Source organism: Rhodoblastus sphagnicola (assembly GCF_002937075.1).
Classification (GTDB): domain Bacteria; phylum Pseudomonadota; class Alphaproteobacteria; order Rhizobiales; family Beijerinckiaceae; genus Rhodoblastus; species Rhodoblastus sphagnicola.
Map to the genome: position 1 here is coordinate 1 of NZ_NHSJ01000126.1, position 14,373 is coordinate 14,373.

The following is a 14,373-nucleotide window of genomic DNA, read 5'->3' on the forward strand; positions in this document are numbered from 1 at the left end:
CGCCCCCCCGCCCGTTTCCGTCGCCCCCACGCAAGCGCCGGCCGCGCCCGGCGGCGGCAAGCCCCTGACCGGCAAGGCCGAGGAGGGCTACCGCCAGACCCGCGTCAATATGGGGCCTCTTGGCGACCGCAAGATTCTGGACCTGCCGTTCACCGTCCACACCATCCCCGAGGCCATCATCTCCAACCAGGACGTCCAGACATTTTCGGACCTGACGAAATACATGCCCTCGCTGCAACAGCAGGGGCATCCCGGACTGGAATTCGGGCCGCCGGTGATCCGGGGCCTCGTCGCCGACGATTCCTCCGCCAACACCCGCATCGACGGCATGAACGTGCGCGGCGACACGCAATTGCCGCTCAGCCTATACCAGAGTTTTGAAGTGCTCACGGGACCGTCCGGCGCGCTCTACGGCTTTTCCTATCCCGCCGGCACGCTCAATGGAATTTTGAAGCGCCCGACGGACGCGCCGTCCCTGAACGCCACGCTCGGTTATGTCTCCGCCGCGCGCCCGGAATTTTCGATCGATTTCGGCGGCCCGATCCCCGAAACCAACGGCGTGTTCGGTTATCGCCTCAACCTGCTGCACAGCGCCGGCGAAAGTTTTGTCAGGGGCAGCGACGTCAAACGCGACGTGCTCGGCCTCGGCGTCGATGTGAATCTCACGCCGGACACCAAGATCGAACTGAACGCCAACCGCTACCGCTATGAGCAGGACGGCCTGCCCGCCGGCTTCGCCTACAAGGGCGGTTCGGTCAAGCTGCCCTCCGCCCTCGACCCGACCAGGCAGGGCTATGGCCAGAACTGGAGCGCGCTGATTGCGCAGACCGACATCACCGACGCGAAAATCATCCATCACTTCAACCAGGACTGGAGCATCGAGGCCGGCGTCCTGCGCCAGGAGGCCGACCGCTGGTTCAACAACCGCCTGACCAACACGCTCAACGGAGACGGAACCTACAAGGCGACCTATTCCAGCAGCGCCAGCCTGACCACCGTGGTGAGCAATTTGTTCAACATCAACGGCGTCGTTTACACGGGACCGCTGAAGCATGAACTGGTGTTCGGAACCAATGGCTTCCGCACCGACGCCTATGCGCTGGCCTCGTCCGCGACCTATACGCTGGGTTCGAAAATTCCGCTCTACGACCCGCTGGTGTCCTCGACCTGGACGCCAAATTGGACGGGCGCGAAATATCTTTCCTCCACCATCACCCAGCAATCGCTGGTGCAGAACGACACCGTGCATTTCAATGAACAATGGTCGCTGCTGCTCGGCCTGAGCGAGAGTTGGCTGGACAATGTCAACTATGGTTCGTCGAGCCCGCACGCGCAGCAAAGCGAGTTCACCAAGAACGCCGCGCTCAGCCCGGTGACGGCGTTGATGTTCAAGCCGCGCGAAGACATTTCGACCTATGTGTCCTGGTCCTCGTCGGTCCAGTCCAACACCGCGCCATCCACCGGCGTCAAAAACCCCAACGCGGCGCTGGAGCCGCTGCGCAGCTCGCAGGTCGAGGGCGGCGCCAAGGCGTCCTTGCGCGGCGTGGACCTGGGCGGCGCGATCTTCTATGTCGAGCGTCCCTATGCCGCCACCGACGCCGACGGATACTACAAGAACCTCGGCAATCAGGACGATCTCGGCGCCGAATTCACCGCGCGGGGCCAGGTGACTGAAGACCTGACCGTGGTCGGCGGCGTCACCTGGCTCGACACGAAACTGGCGGACATGAAGGGCGTCAACGCCGTCAACAACGGCCATCAGGTCGTGGGCATCCCGCGCTGGCAGGGCAATTTGCTCGCCGAATACGCCGTGCCGGAATTGCGCGGCCTGACTGGCTTGCTCAACCTGCATGTCACCGGCAAGCGCGCGGCCGACGCCGAAAATTATTCCTCGGCGGCCGGCTATTTCACCACCGACATCGGCGCGCGCTACCAGTTCGATGTCGGCGCGCAAAAACTGACGCTTCGCTTCATGGTCGAGAACCTGTTCGACGAAAAATACTGGGCCTCGATCAACGGCGACATGAGCGGCTCAAATGGCGCGACCAACACCGCCTATCTCGGCGCGCCCCGCACCTACAAGGCTGCGCTGTCGGTGAATTTCTGACCGCCGCCGCACTGGAAAGACGCAAACCATGATCCGCTCTCTTTGTCTCGCCCTCGTGCTCTGAGCCGGCCTCGACGCCCGCGCGGAAAACATCGTCGATATGTCCGGCCGCACGGTTTCCGTCCCCGACGACATCAAATCCGTTTACGCCATGACCCACGCCATGCCGCTGGTCGTCGCGCTCGCGCCGGACAAACTCGCCGGCTTCGCCAGCCCCCGCGCCATGAGCGCGGAAGCCCTGAAATTGCTGCCGCCGGAGCTTTCCAAACTGCCCAATCTCGGCGGCGGTCCCGACGCCAATCTGGAAAAGCTCAAGGACATGAAGCTCGACATCGCGCTGGGATGGACCAGTCCGGGCGAAAGCTATCCGGCGCGCCAGATCGAGCGCATCGGCCTGCCGGTGGTCAACATCGAGGTCGACCGGCTGGATCAGTATCCCGCCACCTTCCGCTTCCTCGGCCGGCTGTTTCACCGCGAGGCGCTGGCGCGCGCGCTGGAGCGGGAAATGGCGGAGGTGCAGGCCGCCGTCGCGGAGGTGAAGACGCCAAAACCCCGCGTCTACTACGCGGAATCCCAGGATGGCCTGACCACCCAGTGCGACACGTCCGACCGCGTCGAGGTCATTGCGCGCGCAGGGGGCGTCAATGCCCTGCATTGCGAGCCCGGCGCGCCGTTCGCCGCCAATTATCCGCTCGGTCTCGAAAGGTTGCTCACGCTTGATCCCGATGTGATCGTCACCCGTTTCGCCGCAACGGCTGAAGCGATCCGCAAGGATCCGCGCTGGGCGCAACTCAAGGCGGTGCGGGCCGGCAAAATCTTCGCCGCCCCCAATGCGCCCTTCAACTGGTTCGACCGTCCGCCGTCCTTCCTGCGGGCGCTGGGCGCGCGCTGGCTGGCGGGCAAGCTACATCCGGAAGTGAAACTCGGCGATCTCCGCGCGGATGCGCGCGCCTTTTACGCGCTGTTTTTCGGCGTGACGCCCACCGACGCTGATCTTGATCAACTGCTCGCGCCATGACGGCGTTCGTGTCCGTTGCAGCGCCCGCGGGCGCATCTTCCACAATGGACCGCCCAGCGAAGTGCTGACGGATGAAACAATCCGCTTGCTCTACGGAATTGAATCCGTTTAATAATTTGGCGCCGAGACTGTCCTGTTCATTCAAGACTCTTGATTGGGTCCGAGATCTCCTCGGAATTGGTCCGCACACCCCTTGATGCTGTGAGGAGTCCGCTTCCGAATGATCAGTTCATTGCCCAAGGCCAACGACCGGTCCGGATCTGTTCGCGATCATTCGTTGTCCGACCGCTCCCCGCCGCGCATCTGCGCTTTCTGGAAAAACTTCCTTTTTCATATAGATCGGGCGAATATGTCTTCGTCCACGCCGGTGTCGATACGGGGGCGCATGCGAGCGGCATCCTGACGGCTGTCGCCTTGAGCGCGGCGACAAACCCCAGGTTTCTGGCGACGTTAAGAACGTGAACTCAGGACGATCGGTCAATCGCCCTTTTGCTTGCGGTAACTATCAAAGGCGAGTTCCAACAACTTGCTGAGTTTCATGTCGTGGGCCGACGCATATGTCTTGAATTCACGCCTGAAATCCGCCGAAACCTTGAAATTGATCGGCTTTTTTTCCTCTTTGGCGGCCTTGTCCGCTTTAACCTTGACGGGCTTTGCAGGCTTCAGCGTCGCTATTGTTTTCTTGCTCTCTTGAGCGGTCTTGTCGTTGTCCGCGACGGGCGGCTTTACGGCCTTCTTGGTCTTCATGTGAACTGCCTTTCCGGTTATCGTGCTTTCGTGCTTTCGTGTTTTATATTCTAGCACAAGAGCTGCCGCTTGGCATCTGGCTAGGCGCGATCATCGTAATGAAATCATTTCATGTTGGCGGAGGCCGCGTCGGGATGGCGCGTTCCTCATCCAAAAATTCAAGGAATGTTCGGGCGAGAGCTGAGCGCTCGGTCGGCGCCTCTATCGCGCCGGGTCGATCGAAAGCGTGTCGCCGGTCGCGTCAGGCGCCGTTGGCGTCCTCCGATCAATGGCGCGGCTGGATTTCAAAGGGTTTGCTCACTGCAGCATGATCCCGTCGATCAGCTTCGCCAATTCGGGCCGCAGTCTCGCGACTTGGACGGGCTGGTTGCGCCTGCGCCCGCAAGCGCCAATGTCCCGCCGCCGATCAACAGAGTCCGTGGTGTCGTCACGTGAGCCGCCTGGCGTTGCCGAGGCCGCCCCCGCGGAGGATTTGCATCCTTGGCTCGTCCGGAACATTTCCCATACGCATCGAAACTTTGTGCCCAAGGCGCTCGCCGCCATTAGGCCGCTGCAACGCGCCAGCCCGCGATGGCGGCCAGAGCCTTGTCCGGGCGTTCGGTCAGCGGCGCGAGGCGGCCGGCATAGACAGCGCCGGAATTGCCGTCGAGGGAAATGAAGTCACCCTCATTGATGAGCGTTCCACCGATCCGGCATTGACGGCGGCTGATGTCGATGTCCAGACCGGGACAGGCGACAAGGCAAACCTTGCCGAGTTGACGCGCCACGACCGCCGCATGAGAGGTGCGCCCGCCCGACGCGGTGAGGATGCCCGCCGCGAGCGCCATGCCCTCGATGTCCGTGGTCGCCGTGTCGCGCCGCACCAGGATTGTCGGACCTGCCGCCGACAGGCGTTTGACCGCATCGGAATCAAGCGCGACGGCGCCGCTGGCGACGCCCATGCAGGCGGCCAGGGCAATCGCCAGCGGCGGCGGCGGCGATTCCGCGAAGCGGGTGCGGGCGATGGCGTCGAGATCGATCTCCCCGATCTGTTTGAGCGCCTCGGACGGCGTGGTCAGGCCTTCTTCGACCATGTCCACGGCGATGTTCAGCGCCGCCCAGTCGGTGCGCTTGGCGCGCCGGGTCTGAAGCAGGAACAGCGTTCCCGACTGCACCGTGAACTCGAAATCCTGCGCATCGCCAAACAGCGCCTCCAACTCGTGGCAGATGCCGTTAAGCCGCGCCCAGATGGCCGGGAGCGCGATCGGCAGGCGGTCGTTGTCGCTCAGTTTTTGCCGCCCGGCGACAATGTCCTCGCCCTGGCCGTCAAATTGAAAGTCATAATAAAACGCCTTGGCGCCGGTCGCCGGGTTGCGGGTGAAACCGACGCCGGCGCCGGAGGCGCCGCCGGCATTGCCGAACACCATGGCCTGCACCGTCACCGCCGTGCCGCCCTCGTCGCTGATGCCGTTCAAGCGGCGATAGCTGACGGCCTTGGGCGCGTCCCAGGACCGAAACACAGCCAATGCGGCGCTGGCGAGCTGGTCCCACGGGTCGTCAGGAAAAGCCTTGCCCGTCAAGGTCCGGTAACAGTCCAGCATGGCGAGGGTCAGCTGCTTCAGGCTGCGGTGATCGAGTTCGCGCGCGGCGTCGCTCTCGGTTCGCGCCAGTTCCGCCGTCAAAAGCGCGTCGAAGGGCGCTGTCGGCAAGTCCGCCACCACCTCGGCATAGCCCTGGATGAGGCGGCGATAGCTGTCCCAGGCGAGGCGCGGATTGCCCGTCAGCCGGATCAGCGCCTCCACCGTCGCCGCGTTCAGGCCGACGTCAAGAACCGTCTCCATCATGCCGGGCATGGACACGGCGGCGCCCGAGCGCACGGAGACCAGGAGGGGCCGTCGCGTCGCGCCGAATTTTTGGCCGGTCGCGGCCTCGATCCGCGCGACGCCCTGCGCCAGCGTCCGCCGCAACGACGTTTCTCCGGAGGGGTCCAAGCGGCGGCCCCAGTTCGTCGGCAACACGAAGGCGGGCGGCGCGGGAAGCCCCGCCTTGGCGAGACGCATCAGGTTCCAGGCCTTGTTGCCCACTTCCCCGGCGCCGCCCTCCGCCAGCGGCGCGCCCGCAAGAATCGGGTAGAAATCAGCCATTGATCACATCCTCGAGCATATGTTCATGCAGGATCAGGCTGGCGCGTTGCAGCGCATCGGAAGCGTTTTCGAGCCGATCGCCGATCGCGGTGAAGAGGTGCAACTGGCGAAAATCTTCGGCATGTCGAACCGCGCTGGCGGTCAGCGCGCGCTGGGCGTCGTCGGCCTCGTGCTCCAAGGCGGCGATGCGGTCGATCGCGGTCAGGAAATCCTGCGTCTCGGCGCCGCTGGCGGCGCGGCCGATCTGGCTCGCGTGGCCGAGCGCCTTGATCCATTCCTGCGCCGCCTCCACCAGTTGATCGGCGAGACCCTGCAAGACAGCGAGCGGCTTGCCCTTGAGCGCGTCGAAGCCCATCAGCGCGACCGCGTCCTCCAACTCGTCGGCCGCATCGTCCGCCGTCCGCACCACTTGCAGAAACACTGCATAATCAGGACGCCGGGCGACGGACGCGCGCGTTTCGATCACCAGCCGGTCGGCGTCATGCTCGAAGGCGCGGGCGCGCCGCGCGCATTTCTCGGCATGTTTCCCGTCGTCCCCCGGATCGGCCCGCAACGCATCGCGCGCAAGGCTGGCGAGTTCGAAGATCAGGCCCGCGTGATCTTGGGCGACGCGGAGCAACTGCCGCTGCTCATTGCTGAAATGGGCCGCGAGCGCCACCTTGATGCGGTCGCGCAGCAACGCGGCCGACTCGTCCGAAAGCAGCCCCTGCGTCGCCGTCTTGAACACAAAGCGCAGGAAATCGAGGGTCTCGGCATCGCCGAGCACGTCGCAGAGCCGGTCGCCGAAATGCATCGACAATCCCGCGACGGCCTCGATGTTCTGATTGACCAGCCGGGCGCCGCCGAGCTCCAGAAAGCCGCGATGCCCGATCTCGGCTTCCGCCGCCCAGCTCAACAGGACGAGCCGATCCGCGCCGCGTAAAAATCCGCGCAATTGTTTGCGCGCATGGTTCCAGTCGATCAGGAACACCAGGCGCGAGCCCAGGAAGGTGAGGTAATCGCGGGCCGCCGCATCATCCGCCGCCTCAAGCCGGCCTGTGGCGAGATAAAACGCCGAGCCGGCGGACAGCGCGTCCGTGCGCTGCTTTTCCCATATGACCTTGAAGGGCTTGAGCATGTCCTGAAAAAAGCCGAGCCGCTCGACATGCACATCGGTATAGGTCACGGCGACGGCCAAGCCCCCGGCTTGCAAGCCCTCGACATGAATGACGATCACATGCGCGTCGGTCGTGCCGATGTCGTTTTGAATGATCAGACGGTTTCCGACGCGCGTCGCCGTGGTGGCGAGGCCGGGATGGTTGAATTTCAGTCGCGCGGTGCGGTCGATCCCGGCCATGAAGGCGCGCACCAGCGGGCGGTCCGCCTCGGCCAGATTATAGGCGGCGGCGCCATCCAATGTTTCCTCGGCCAGTTCCGCTTGCATCGCGTTGAGCCGCTTGTGCAGATCCATCACCAGCCGATGCAGGCTGTCGGGACCGTCATGCCCGGCCGCCATCATGGCGGATAGGACGGCGGGATCGACGAGGTCGTCCTGCGTCCCCGGCATGACCGCCAGCAAACCCTCCAGCCGCGATCCGAATGCGTCGGACTTCGCGCCGCCGACCGGCGCGGCCATGAGACGCATATCGGCGGTGATGCGGGCCAAAATGTTTCGGGCGCCCTGCACGCGGCATTTCGCCCCGACTTTTCGCGCCGAGGCGACGGCGCCGTCGAGGTCGGGATCGTCGATGCCGCAGGCGTTGCGCTCCCGCTTCAGCGTCGCCGCCGGATGCTCCGGATGCTCGGCGTGGTCCAAAGCCATTTGCAGCAGGGAGAAGAGATATTTCACCCGGTCATTGGCGGCGAGCGCGGCGTTGAGCGCCGCGGCGGGCTGCAATTCGCGCTCGCCGAGCGCGGCCAGAATCTGGGCCTTCATCGGCGTTCCCTGTGTTGCATGAAACCTGTTTGGCCTGGGCGACCAGGACATAAAGCCGCATGTGCGAAACGCGCCGCAAAACCGGCGGTTCTCCGCGCCGTCCTCAGCCGAACTTTCCCGCGAAATAATTCCTTGTGCGTTCCCGCAAGGGAGCCTCGAACATCTGCGCCGTCGGACCCGACTCGACCATTTCACCGAGATAGAAAAACGCCACCTCATCGGCGCAGCGCCGCGCCTGCTCCATATTGTGGGTCACGATCAGGATAGTGACGTTCTGTTTCAAATCTGCGATCAGCATTTCGATTTTTAGCGAGCTCAGCGGATCGAGCGCGCTGGTCGGCTCATCGAGCAGGATCACCTCCGGCCGCGCCGCAAGCGCGCGGGCGATGCAAAGACGTTGCTGCTGGCCGATCGAAATGGAGTTGGCTTGCTCCGACAACCTGTCCTTGACTTCATTCCACAGCGCGGCGCGCAAAAGGGTTTCCTGAACGCGCTCATCCATTTCGCCCTCGGACAGATTTTCGAGGAAACGCGGACCGAAGGCGACATTGTCATAGATCGACATCGGAAACGGCGTCGGCTCCTGGAACACCATGCCAATGCGCCAGCGCAGCAGGTTCAAGTCGACATCCGGGCCGAGGATGTCGCAACCGTCCATCTCCACCTCGCCGGTGGCGCGCTCGTTTGGATACATGTCGTACATGCGGTTAAGAACCCGCAGCAAGGTCGACTTGCCGCAGCCCGAGGGTCCGATCAGGGCGGTCGCCCGCTTTGCCGGCGCCTTCAGGGTCACGCCCCTCAACGCCTGGGTTTCGCCGTAAAAGAAATCGAGGTTTGTGATCTGGATCGCGCCGCATTGCTCAATGGCGCCGGCTTGCGCCCGGGAACTTGGTTTAGCGGCATAGCCGGAAGATGCGGGGGGCGACGCTCCGGGATTCGCAGCGCCTTGGCCGACTGCATTGCTCATGTCTGTCGTGAACCTTTTGCCGGAAGGACGAAGACAACACGCGGATCCGCATTACGCCGATTGAATCATTCGTCTCTCGCGATCGTCTCTCGCGAGAGTCCATTTCGAGAACCAGCATAGACCGCGACGTTTCAGGAGACAGACTCGGAATGTACTCAGCAATGCCCGGACCTGGCGCATTCAATCAATGACCTGAAGCGGGGCAGTAAGAGAAGTTACGGACGTTTTTGCCGGTAGTTTCAGAAATGAAATATTTATTATAATTGCAAAACAAGTCGTTATGTCTCTATTTTCATTCCCTTCCGATATGTCCTGACAGCGTGACCGACAGGGCGCGGGGGGACGATATGCACAAAACTTGATCATAATTTTGATTGCCTGCAAAGCTGCCATTGCGTAAACTGAATCCTTGATGACGCTTTCGGTTCCGTCATAGGTGTCTCATGGAAATCTCATTACAGCAGGCGATCGAAATTCACGCCAAGGTGTTGCGCGCCCATCGTGGCCCGCTCGCCCCAGGCTTGGCGCGGTACAAGGCCGAACGCCTCGCCGACGCTGGCGACTATGAGGGACGCGACGTCTGGATGAAGGTGGCCGATTGCGCCGAAACCTTGCCGGATCGGGCGCCGTTCGAAGTCGAAACCGCCCACGCGGCCTGATCGGGCTTCATTCGGCGGTTCTTTCGCCCCGGCGCTCGGCGCGCGCCGCTTTCCCGCCTTTGCTGGGCGCAGGAGCGTCACGCCAGGATCGTCACGCACGGAGCCAAACGATGCGCGTCGTCTTGTTCGCCGTCCCTGTCCGCGCCTCTCTGGCCGCCGGCGTCTTGTTGGCTGCCTGCTTCTCCTGGCCCGCCGTCGCGGCGCCCGCGCAAACCCTGAACGAGCTTTTCGCCCAGTTCCGCGCCTGCCTGAAGTCGCCGGCTGAGACGCCGGAAGGTGAAATCACCCTGCGCTTCAGTCTGCGGCGCGACGGGGCGCTCATCGGCCGGCCGCATATCACCTTCGCGCGCCTGCCGGCCGACGATGCGAAAAAGCGCGCCGCGCTCGAAGCCGTGGCCGCCGCGCTCGACCGCTGTCTGCCCGCGCACATCACGGACTCACTCGGCGGCGCCGTCGCCGGACGACCGCTGACTCTGCGCCTGATCTCTCGCGCCAGCGAACGCGGAATTTAGAATTTCAGGCGAACCGGCGTCCGCTCCGCCTGGAAACGCGGCTACACCGCCTTGGCCAGGTCGATGAATGTCGTCATGTCCTGGCGGAGCCGCGCCGATTTCTCCGACAGCGATTGCGACGCGCTCAGCACCTCCTGCGCGGAACGGTCGGCCTCCTCGGCCGCTTCGTTGACGCCGGAGATATTGGCGGCCACTTCCCGGGCGCCCGCCGCCGCTTCCACAACGTTATGGGCGATTTCGCGGGTGGCCTCGTCCTGCTGCTCGACGCTCGTGGCGATCGTCGATGTGTTTTCGCTCAAATCGCCGATGCGGGCGCCCACCGACTCGATCGCCGCGCCGGCCTGCCGCGTCGCCCCCTGGATCTGGGCGATGGCGGCCGTGATCTCCTCGGTGGCCCGAGCGGTCTGATTGGCGAGATTCTTGACCTCGCTGGCGACCACGGCGAAACCCTTGCCGGCTTCGCCGGCGCGCGCCGCCTCGATGGTGGCGTTCAGCGCCAGCAGATTGGTCTGGCCGGCGATGGTCTGGATCAACTGGACGGTGGCGGTGATCTTTTCCGCAGTATTCATCAGCGTCAGCACCAGGGAATTGGCGGCATCCGCTTCGGAGACGGCGCGGGAGGCGGCGTCGGCGGACGCTTTGATCCGCTGGCTGATCTCAGCGACCGAGCGCGACAATTCCTCCGCCGTGGACGCGACCGACTGGACATTGACGCTGGCCTGTTCGGACGCCGAGGCGACGCTGGTCGATTGTATGCGGGTGCGTTGCGCCATGGCGGACATGCCTTGCGCGGTGGTCTGCAATTGCAGGGTCGCCGCCGCGACAGCGGCGAACATGCCTTGCGACTTGCCGTCGAAGTCGTTCAGGAGTCCCGAGAGTTTTTCGCCGCGCGCCTCCCGCTCCGCGACCAACGCCTCCTGATAGACCGAAATCGACGTTTCCATGTCCAGCATCACCGCCGTCGATATCGCCCGCAACACGTCCTTGAGCTTTCGCGGCGCCCACTTTGCGGAATCCACGGCGATGTCGAACAGCCGCGTCAGGATGAACTGATAGCCGCCGACATACCAGCGCGGCTCCAGGCCGATGCGGAAATGCACCATGCCGATGTCGCGGACGCCGGTGAAATAGGCCTGGTCGAACCGTCCGGAGAACAATTGCATCCAGTGCCCGGTCTGCGCGCGCTTGAGATGCGGGCACTTGCCCGCGATCATCCCGTCGAGATGGGGGACGGAACTCGCATGGGCGTAGAAGCCGTCGATGATTTCCGGCAGCCTCGGCTGCACCGCCTTCCAGATCTCCGGCAGCAGCCGACGCTCCTCGGGCCGAATGACGAAGTATTTCAGACGCGCGTCGATATCTTCGACGCTTTCGCGGGCCATGCCAATCTCCGTGAAAAAGTCACAAATCAGGGATTACGCATGAACTGACCCGACCGTCTCAATTCGCTTGTCTTCCAAGACATTATGCGCCTGTCGGCTTGCGCCGGGCTGGCCGTCCCGGCGCCCGCGCCAGTGAGCCGCGGCCGTGGGGGCCTGCATTTGTCACGGTTTTGCGCTACAAACTCGCTCATGAGCGAATCGCCTCCTCTCGTCGCCACGAAACTCACCGCCCACGCGCTGCTGCTGGGCGACCGCATCGACCTCGCGGGTCTGGAGCGGACCGACACCATCTCCCTGACGCCGCTTGCCTTCCGCGTCGGCCCGTCCGGCCTGGTCTCGCTCTACCGCTACGGCGTCGCCGTACTGGTGGGCCTGAGCCCGCTGGAGGAGGACGACATCATCTCCAAGCTGAAGGACCGGATTGTCGGCGCGCGGCTGCTGAAGGAGGATGAAACGGCGCAACTGGTGCTCGACGGCGCCGAAGACCGAATCGCGCCCGGCGGGGTGATCGGCCTGAAGGATCTTTCGGACGCGCGCTTCCTGGTTTTCGCCGACGCCCTGGCCAAGAGCGTCGCTCTCGGGCGCGACGAGCGCGAGGTCAATGGCGTGTTGGACAAGATCGAGCCGCTCGCTTACGGCCTGGCGCAATATGGCCGGCCCATGCGCGGACGCCGGGAAATGCTGAAGCTGATCGGCCAGGCGCTGGGCGTGCAGCACCGCGTCTCCGGCCGCGTCGCCGTCGAGGAAAAGCCCGACGTGCTTTGGGACCGCCCCGATCTCGAACGCCTTTACGCGCGTCTGGAGGACGAATACGAATTGAAGGAGCGGGCGCAGACGCTGCAGAGAAAACTCGACGTGATCGTCGAAACCGCCCGCGCCTTGGCGGACCTGATCGACGCCGACCGCTCCACCCGGATGGAGGCTGCGATCGTTGTGCTGATCGTGCTGGAACTGGCGGTTTCGCTGTTCCAGATCTTCTTCCCCCCCGGCCATTGAGCGTCGGCGGCGCCGGCCGCCGGATTGACATGGCTGGCTGAAACCCTCATCAAGGCGCGGTTTTCCGCGCTCCCGCAGCCGGAGCGCGGAGGAGACTGTCATGGCTTGCTCGCGGAAGATATTGATTGTCCTGGCTTTCTGATAAATTGGAAAAAAAGTGGTTCAGCGCCGGTCAGATGCATCTGATCGAGCGGCTGCTGCGCGAACAGGGCCGCAAGCACGTCCGGGCCTATGTCATCGCCTTCGCGATGATGGGCGTCATCGCCGCCTGCACCACGCTGTCCGCCTATGTCATGAAGGACATTATCGACCGCATTTTCGTCGACAAGTCGATCACGGCGATGTGGGCGATCGGCGCCTTCATCGTCGCCATCTACGTGGCCAAGGGTTTCGCCACCTATGGCCAGGTGGTGGTGCTGACGCGCGTCGCCAACAATATCGTGGCGGAGATCCAGACCCGCATCTTCGACAAGATGCTGGCTCTCGACCTTTCGTTCTACAACCAGACCCATTCGACCGATTTCATCGCGCGGCAGGCCTTCATTTCCGGCGCGGCCAGCGGCACGCTCAACATGCTCGTCACCGCGCTCGGCCGGGACATCCTGACCTCGATCGGCCTGATCTTCGCCATGTTTCAGCAGGATTGGGTGCTGGCGATTCTCGCGGTGGTGATCATGCCGGGCGCCATCGTGGGCACGCGCAAGCTGGGTAACCGCGCGAAAAAGGTCATGATGACCGAGTTCTCGGGATTCCAGGCCATTCTCGAAAGCCTTCAGGAAACGGCGCAAGGCATTCGCGTGGTCAAGAGCTTCACGCTCGAAGACTTCATGCGGACGCGCCAGCACGAGGCGATCCGCTCCTTCGAGAGCGCCGCCAACAAGCTGGCGCGGGTGCAATCGCGCTCCAGCCCGTTGATGGAAACCTTCGCTGGCGTCGCCATCGCCGCGGTGGTGGTCTATGGCGGCTACCGCGTCATCTACAATGGCGCGGAGCCCGGCGCCTTCTTCGCGTTCATCACCGCTCTGCTGCTGGCCACCGAACCGCTGAAGCGCGTCGCCCGCCTCCAGGTCGATCTGGCGGGATCGCTGCTGGGCGTGCAAATGCTCTATGAATTCCTCGACCGGAACGAACCGGAGCGTGAAGAGCCCGGCACGCCCGCGCTGAAGATCACGCAGGGCCGGGTCGAGTTCGAGGCCGTCGACTTCGCCTATCGCGCCGGCGAAAACGTGCTGAACAAGATCAGCTTCGTCGCCGAACCCGGCGAAACCACTGCTTTGGTCGGTCGCTCCGGCGGCGGCAAGACGACGACCATGGCCATGCTGCTGCGCTTCTACGACCCGACGGCGGGCCGAATCCTCATCGACGGTCAGGACATCTGCGCATACACGCGCCAGTCTCTGCGCAGCCAGATCAGCTATGTCGGCCAGGACACCTTCCTGTTCAAGGGCTCGATCTACCAGAACATCGCCTACGGCCGGCCCGGCGCCAGCCGGGAGGAAGTCGAGGCCGCCGCCAAGGCCGCCTTCGCCCATGACTTCATCGCCAGTTTCGAATGCGGCTACGATTCGCCCGTGGGCGAGCAGGGGATGCAATTGTCGGGCGGCCAGCGCCAGCGCATCGCCATCGCCCGCGCCTTCCTGAAGAACGCGCCGCTGATCCTGCTCGACGAAGCCACCTCCGCGCTCGACACCGAATCGGAGCGCGCGGTGCAGGAGGCGCTGAAGCAATTGTGCGCGGGCCGCACCACTTTGGTCATCGCCCATCGTCTCAGCACCGTGGCCAGCGCCGAACGCATTTGCGTGATCGAAGCCGGCAAGGTGATCGAAAGCGGCGGCCAGGACCAGCTTCTGGCGAAAGGCGGGGTTTACGCCCTGCTGTACAAGAGTCAGTTCGAAAGCGCCGCCCTGCTCGCGGAGGCCGCCGCCGAGTAGGAATTCGCCGCTCCCA

Annotated in this window: 11 protein-coding genes; 6 read left to right on the top strand and 5 right to left on the bottom strand. The window is 63.8% G+C overall.

Features of this window, described 5'->3' with window-relative positions; genetic code table 11:
* Both CCR94_RS20335 and CCR94_RS20340 read left to right on the top strand, forming a co-directional pair.
* Positions 1–2,107: TonB-dependent receptor (locus tag CCR94_RS20335; protein WP_104509653.1), on the top strand; the 2,107-nt coding region annotated here is incomplete at its 5' end.
* Between the two features lie 100 nt (positions 2,108–2,207).
* On the top strand, positions 2,208–3,125 hold the full coding sequence (locus CCR94_RS20340) for an ABC transporter substrate-binding protein (RefSeq protein ID WP_104509654.1): 918 nt from the start codon (positions 2,208–2,210) through the stop codon (positions 3,123–3,125).
* 477 nt (positions 3,126–3,602) lie between these two features.
* Here CCR94_RS20340 and CCR94_RS20345 read toward each other — a convergent pair whose 3' ends face one another.
* From CCR94_RS20345 to pstB, 4 genes are all read right to left on the bottom strand, one after another.
* Positions 3,603–3,872 (bottom strand): hypothetical protein, encoded by a 270-nt coding sequence (locus tag CCR94_RS20345; RefSeq protein WP_104509655.1) that lies wholly within the window; start codon positions 3,870–3,872, stop codon positions 3,603–3,605.
* Positions 3,873–4,414: 542 nt separating this feature from the next.
* Positions 4,415–5,995: a PEP/pyruvate-binding domain-containing protein gene (locus CCR94_RS20350; protein WP_104509656.1), complete on the bottom strand. Its 1,581-nt coding sequence runs from the start codon at positions 5,993–5,995 to the stop codon at positions 4,415–4,417.
* The gene (locus CCR94_RS20355; protein WP_158254852.1) at positions 5,988–7,910 is read right to left on the bottom strand and encodes a DUF47 domain-containing protein; all 1,923 of its coding nucleotides are present in this window, start codon (positions 7,908–7,910) and stop codon (positions 5,988–5,990) included. The genes CCR94_RS20350 and CCR94_RS20355 overlap by 8 nt, the downstream gene beginning before the upstream one ends.
* A gap of 103 nt (positions 7,911–8,013) precedes the next feature.
* Positions 8,014–8,877 carry a phosphate ABC transporter ATP-binding protein PstB gene (pstB, locus tag CCR94_RS20360; RefSeq protein ID WP_104509658.1) on the bottom strand — a complete coding sequence of 288 codons (864 nt, stop codon included), beginning with the start codon at positions 8,875–8,877 and terminating at the stop codon, positions 8,014–8,016.
* A 443-nt stretch (positions 8,878–9,320) separates the two neighbouring features.
* On the opposite strand from pstB, the gene CCR94_RS20365 reads away from it, so the two are divergent.
* A complete protein-coding gene (locus CCR94_RS20365; protein WP_104509660.1) occupies positions 9,321–9,536 on the top strand; it encodes a hypothetical protein in 216 nt (71 codons plus the stop codon).
* A 110-nt stretch (positions 9,537–9,646) separates the two neighbouring features.
* On the top strand, positions 9,647–10,048 hold the full coding sequence (locus tag CCR94_RS20370; RefSeq protein WP_104509662.1) for a hypothetical protein: 402 nt from the start codon (positions 9,647–9,649) through the stop codon (positions 10,046–10,048).
* 41 nt (positions 10,049–10,089) lie between these two features.
* On the opposite strand, the gene CCR94_RS20375 is transcribed toward CCR94_RS20370, so the two are convergent.
* A complete protein-coding gene (locus CCR94_RS20375) occupies positions 10,090–11,430 on the bottom strand; it encodes a globin-coupled sensor protein (RefSeq protein ID WP_104509664.1) in 1,341 nt (446 codons plus the stop codon).
* Positions 11,431–11,619: 189 nt separating this feature from the next.
* On the opposite strand from CCR94_RS20375, the gene CCR94_RS20380 reads away from it, so the two are divergent.
* A complete protein-coding gene (locus tag CCR94_RS20380; RefSeq protein WP_104509667.1) occupies positions 11,620–12,426 on the top strand; it encodes an RMD1 family protein in 807 nt (268 codons plus the stop codon).
* A 125-nt stretch (positions 12,427–12,551) separates the two neighbouring features.
* A complete protein-coding gene (locus tag CCR94_RS20385) occupies positions 12,552–14,357 on the top strand; it encodes an ABC transporter ATP-binding protein (RefSeq protein WP_425332350.1) in 1,806 nt (601 codons plus the stop codon).
* Positions 14,358–14,373: the final 16 nt, after the last annotated feature.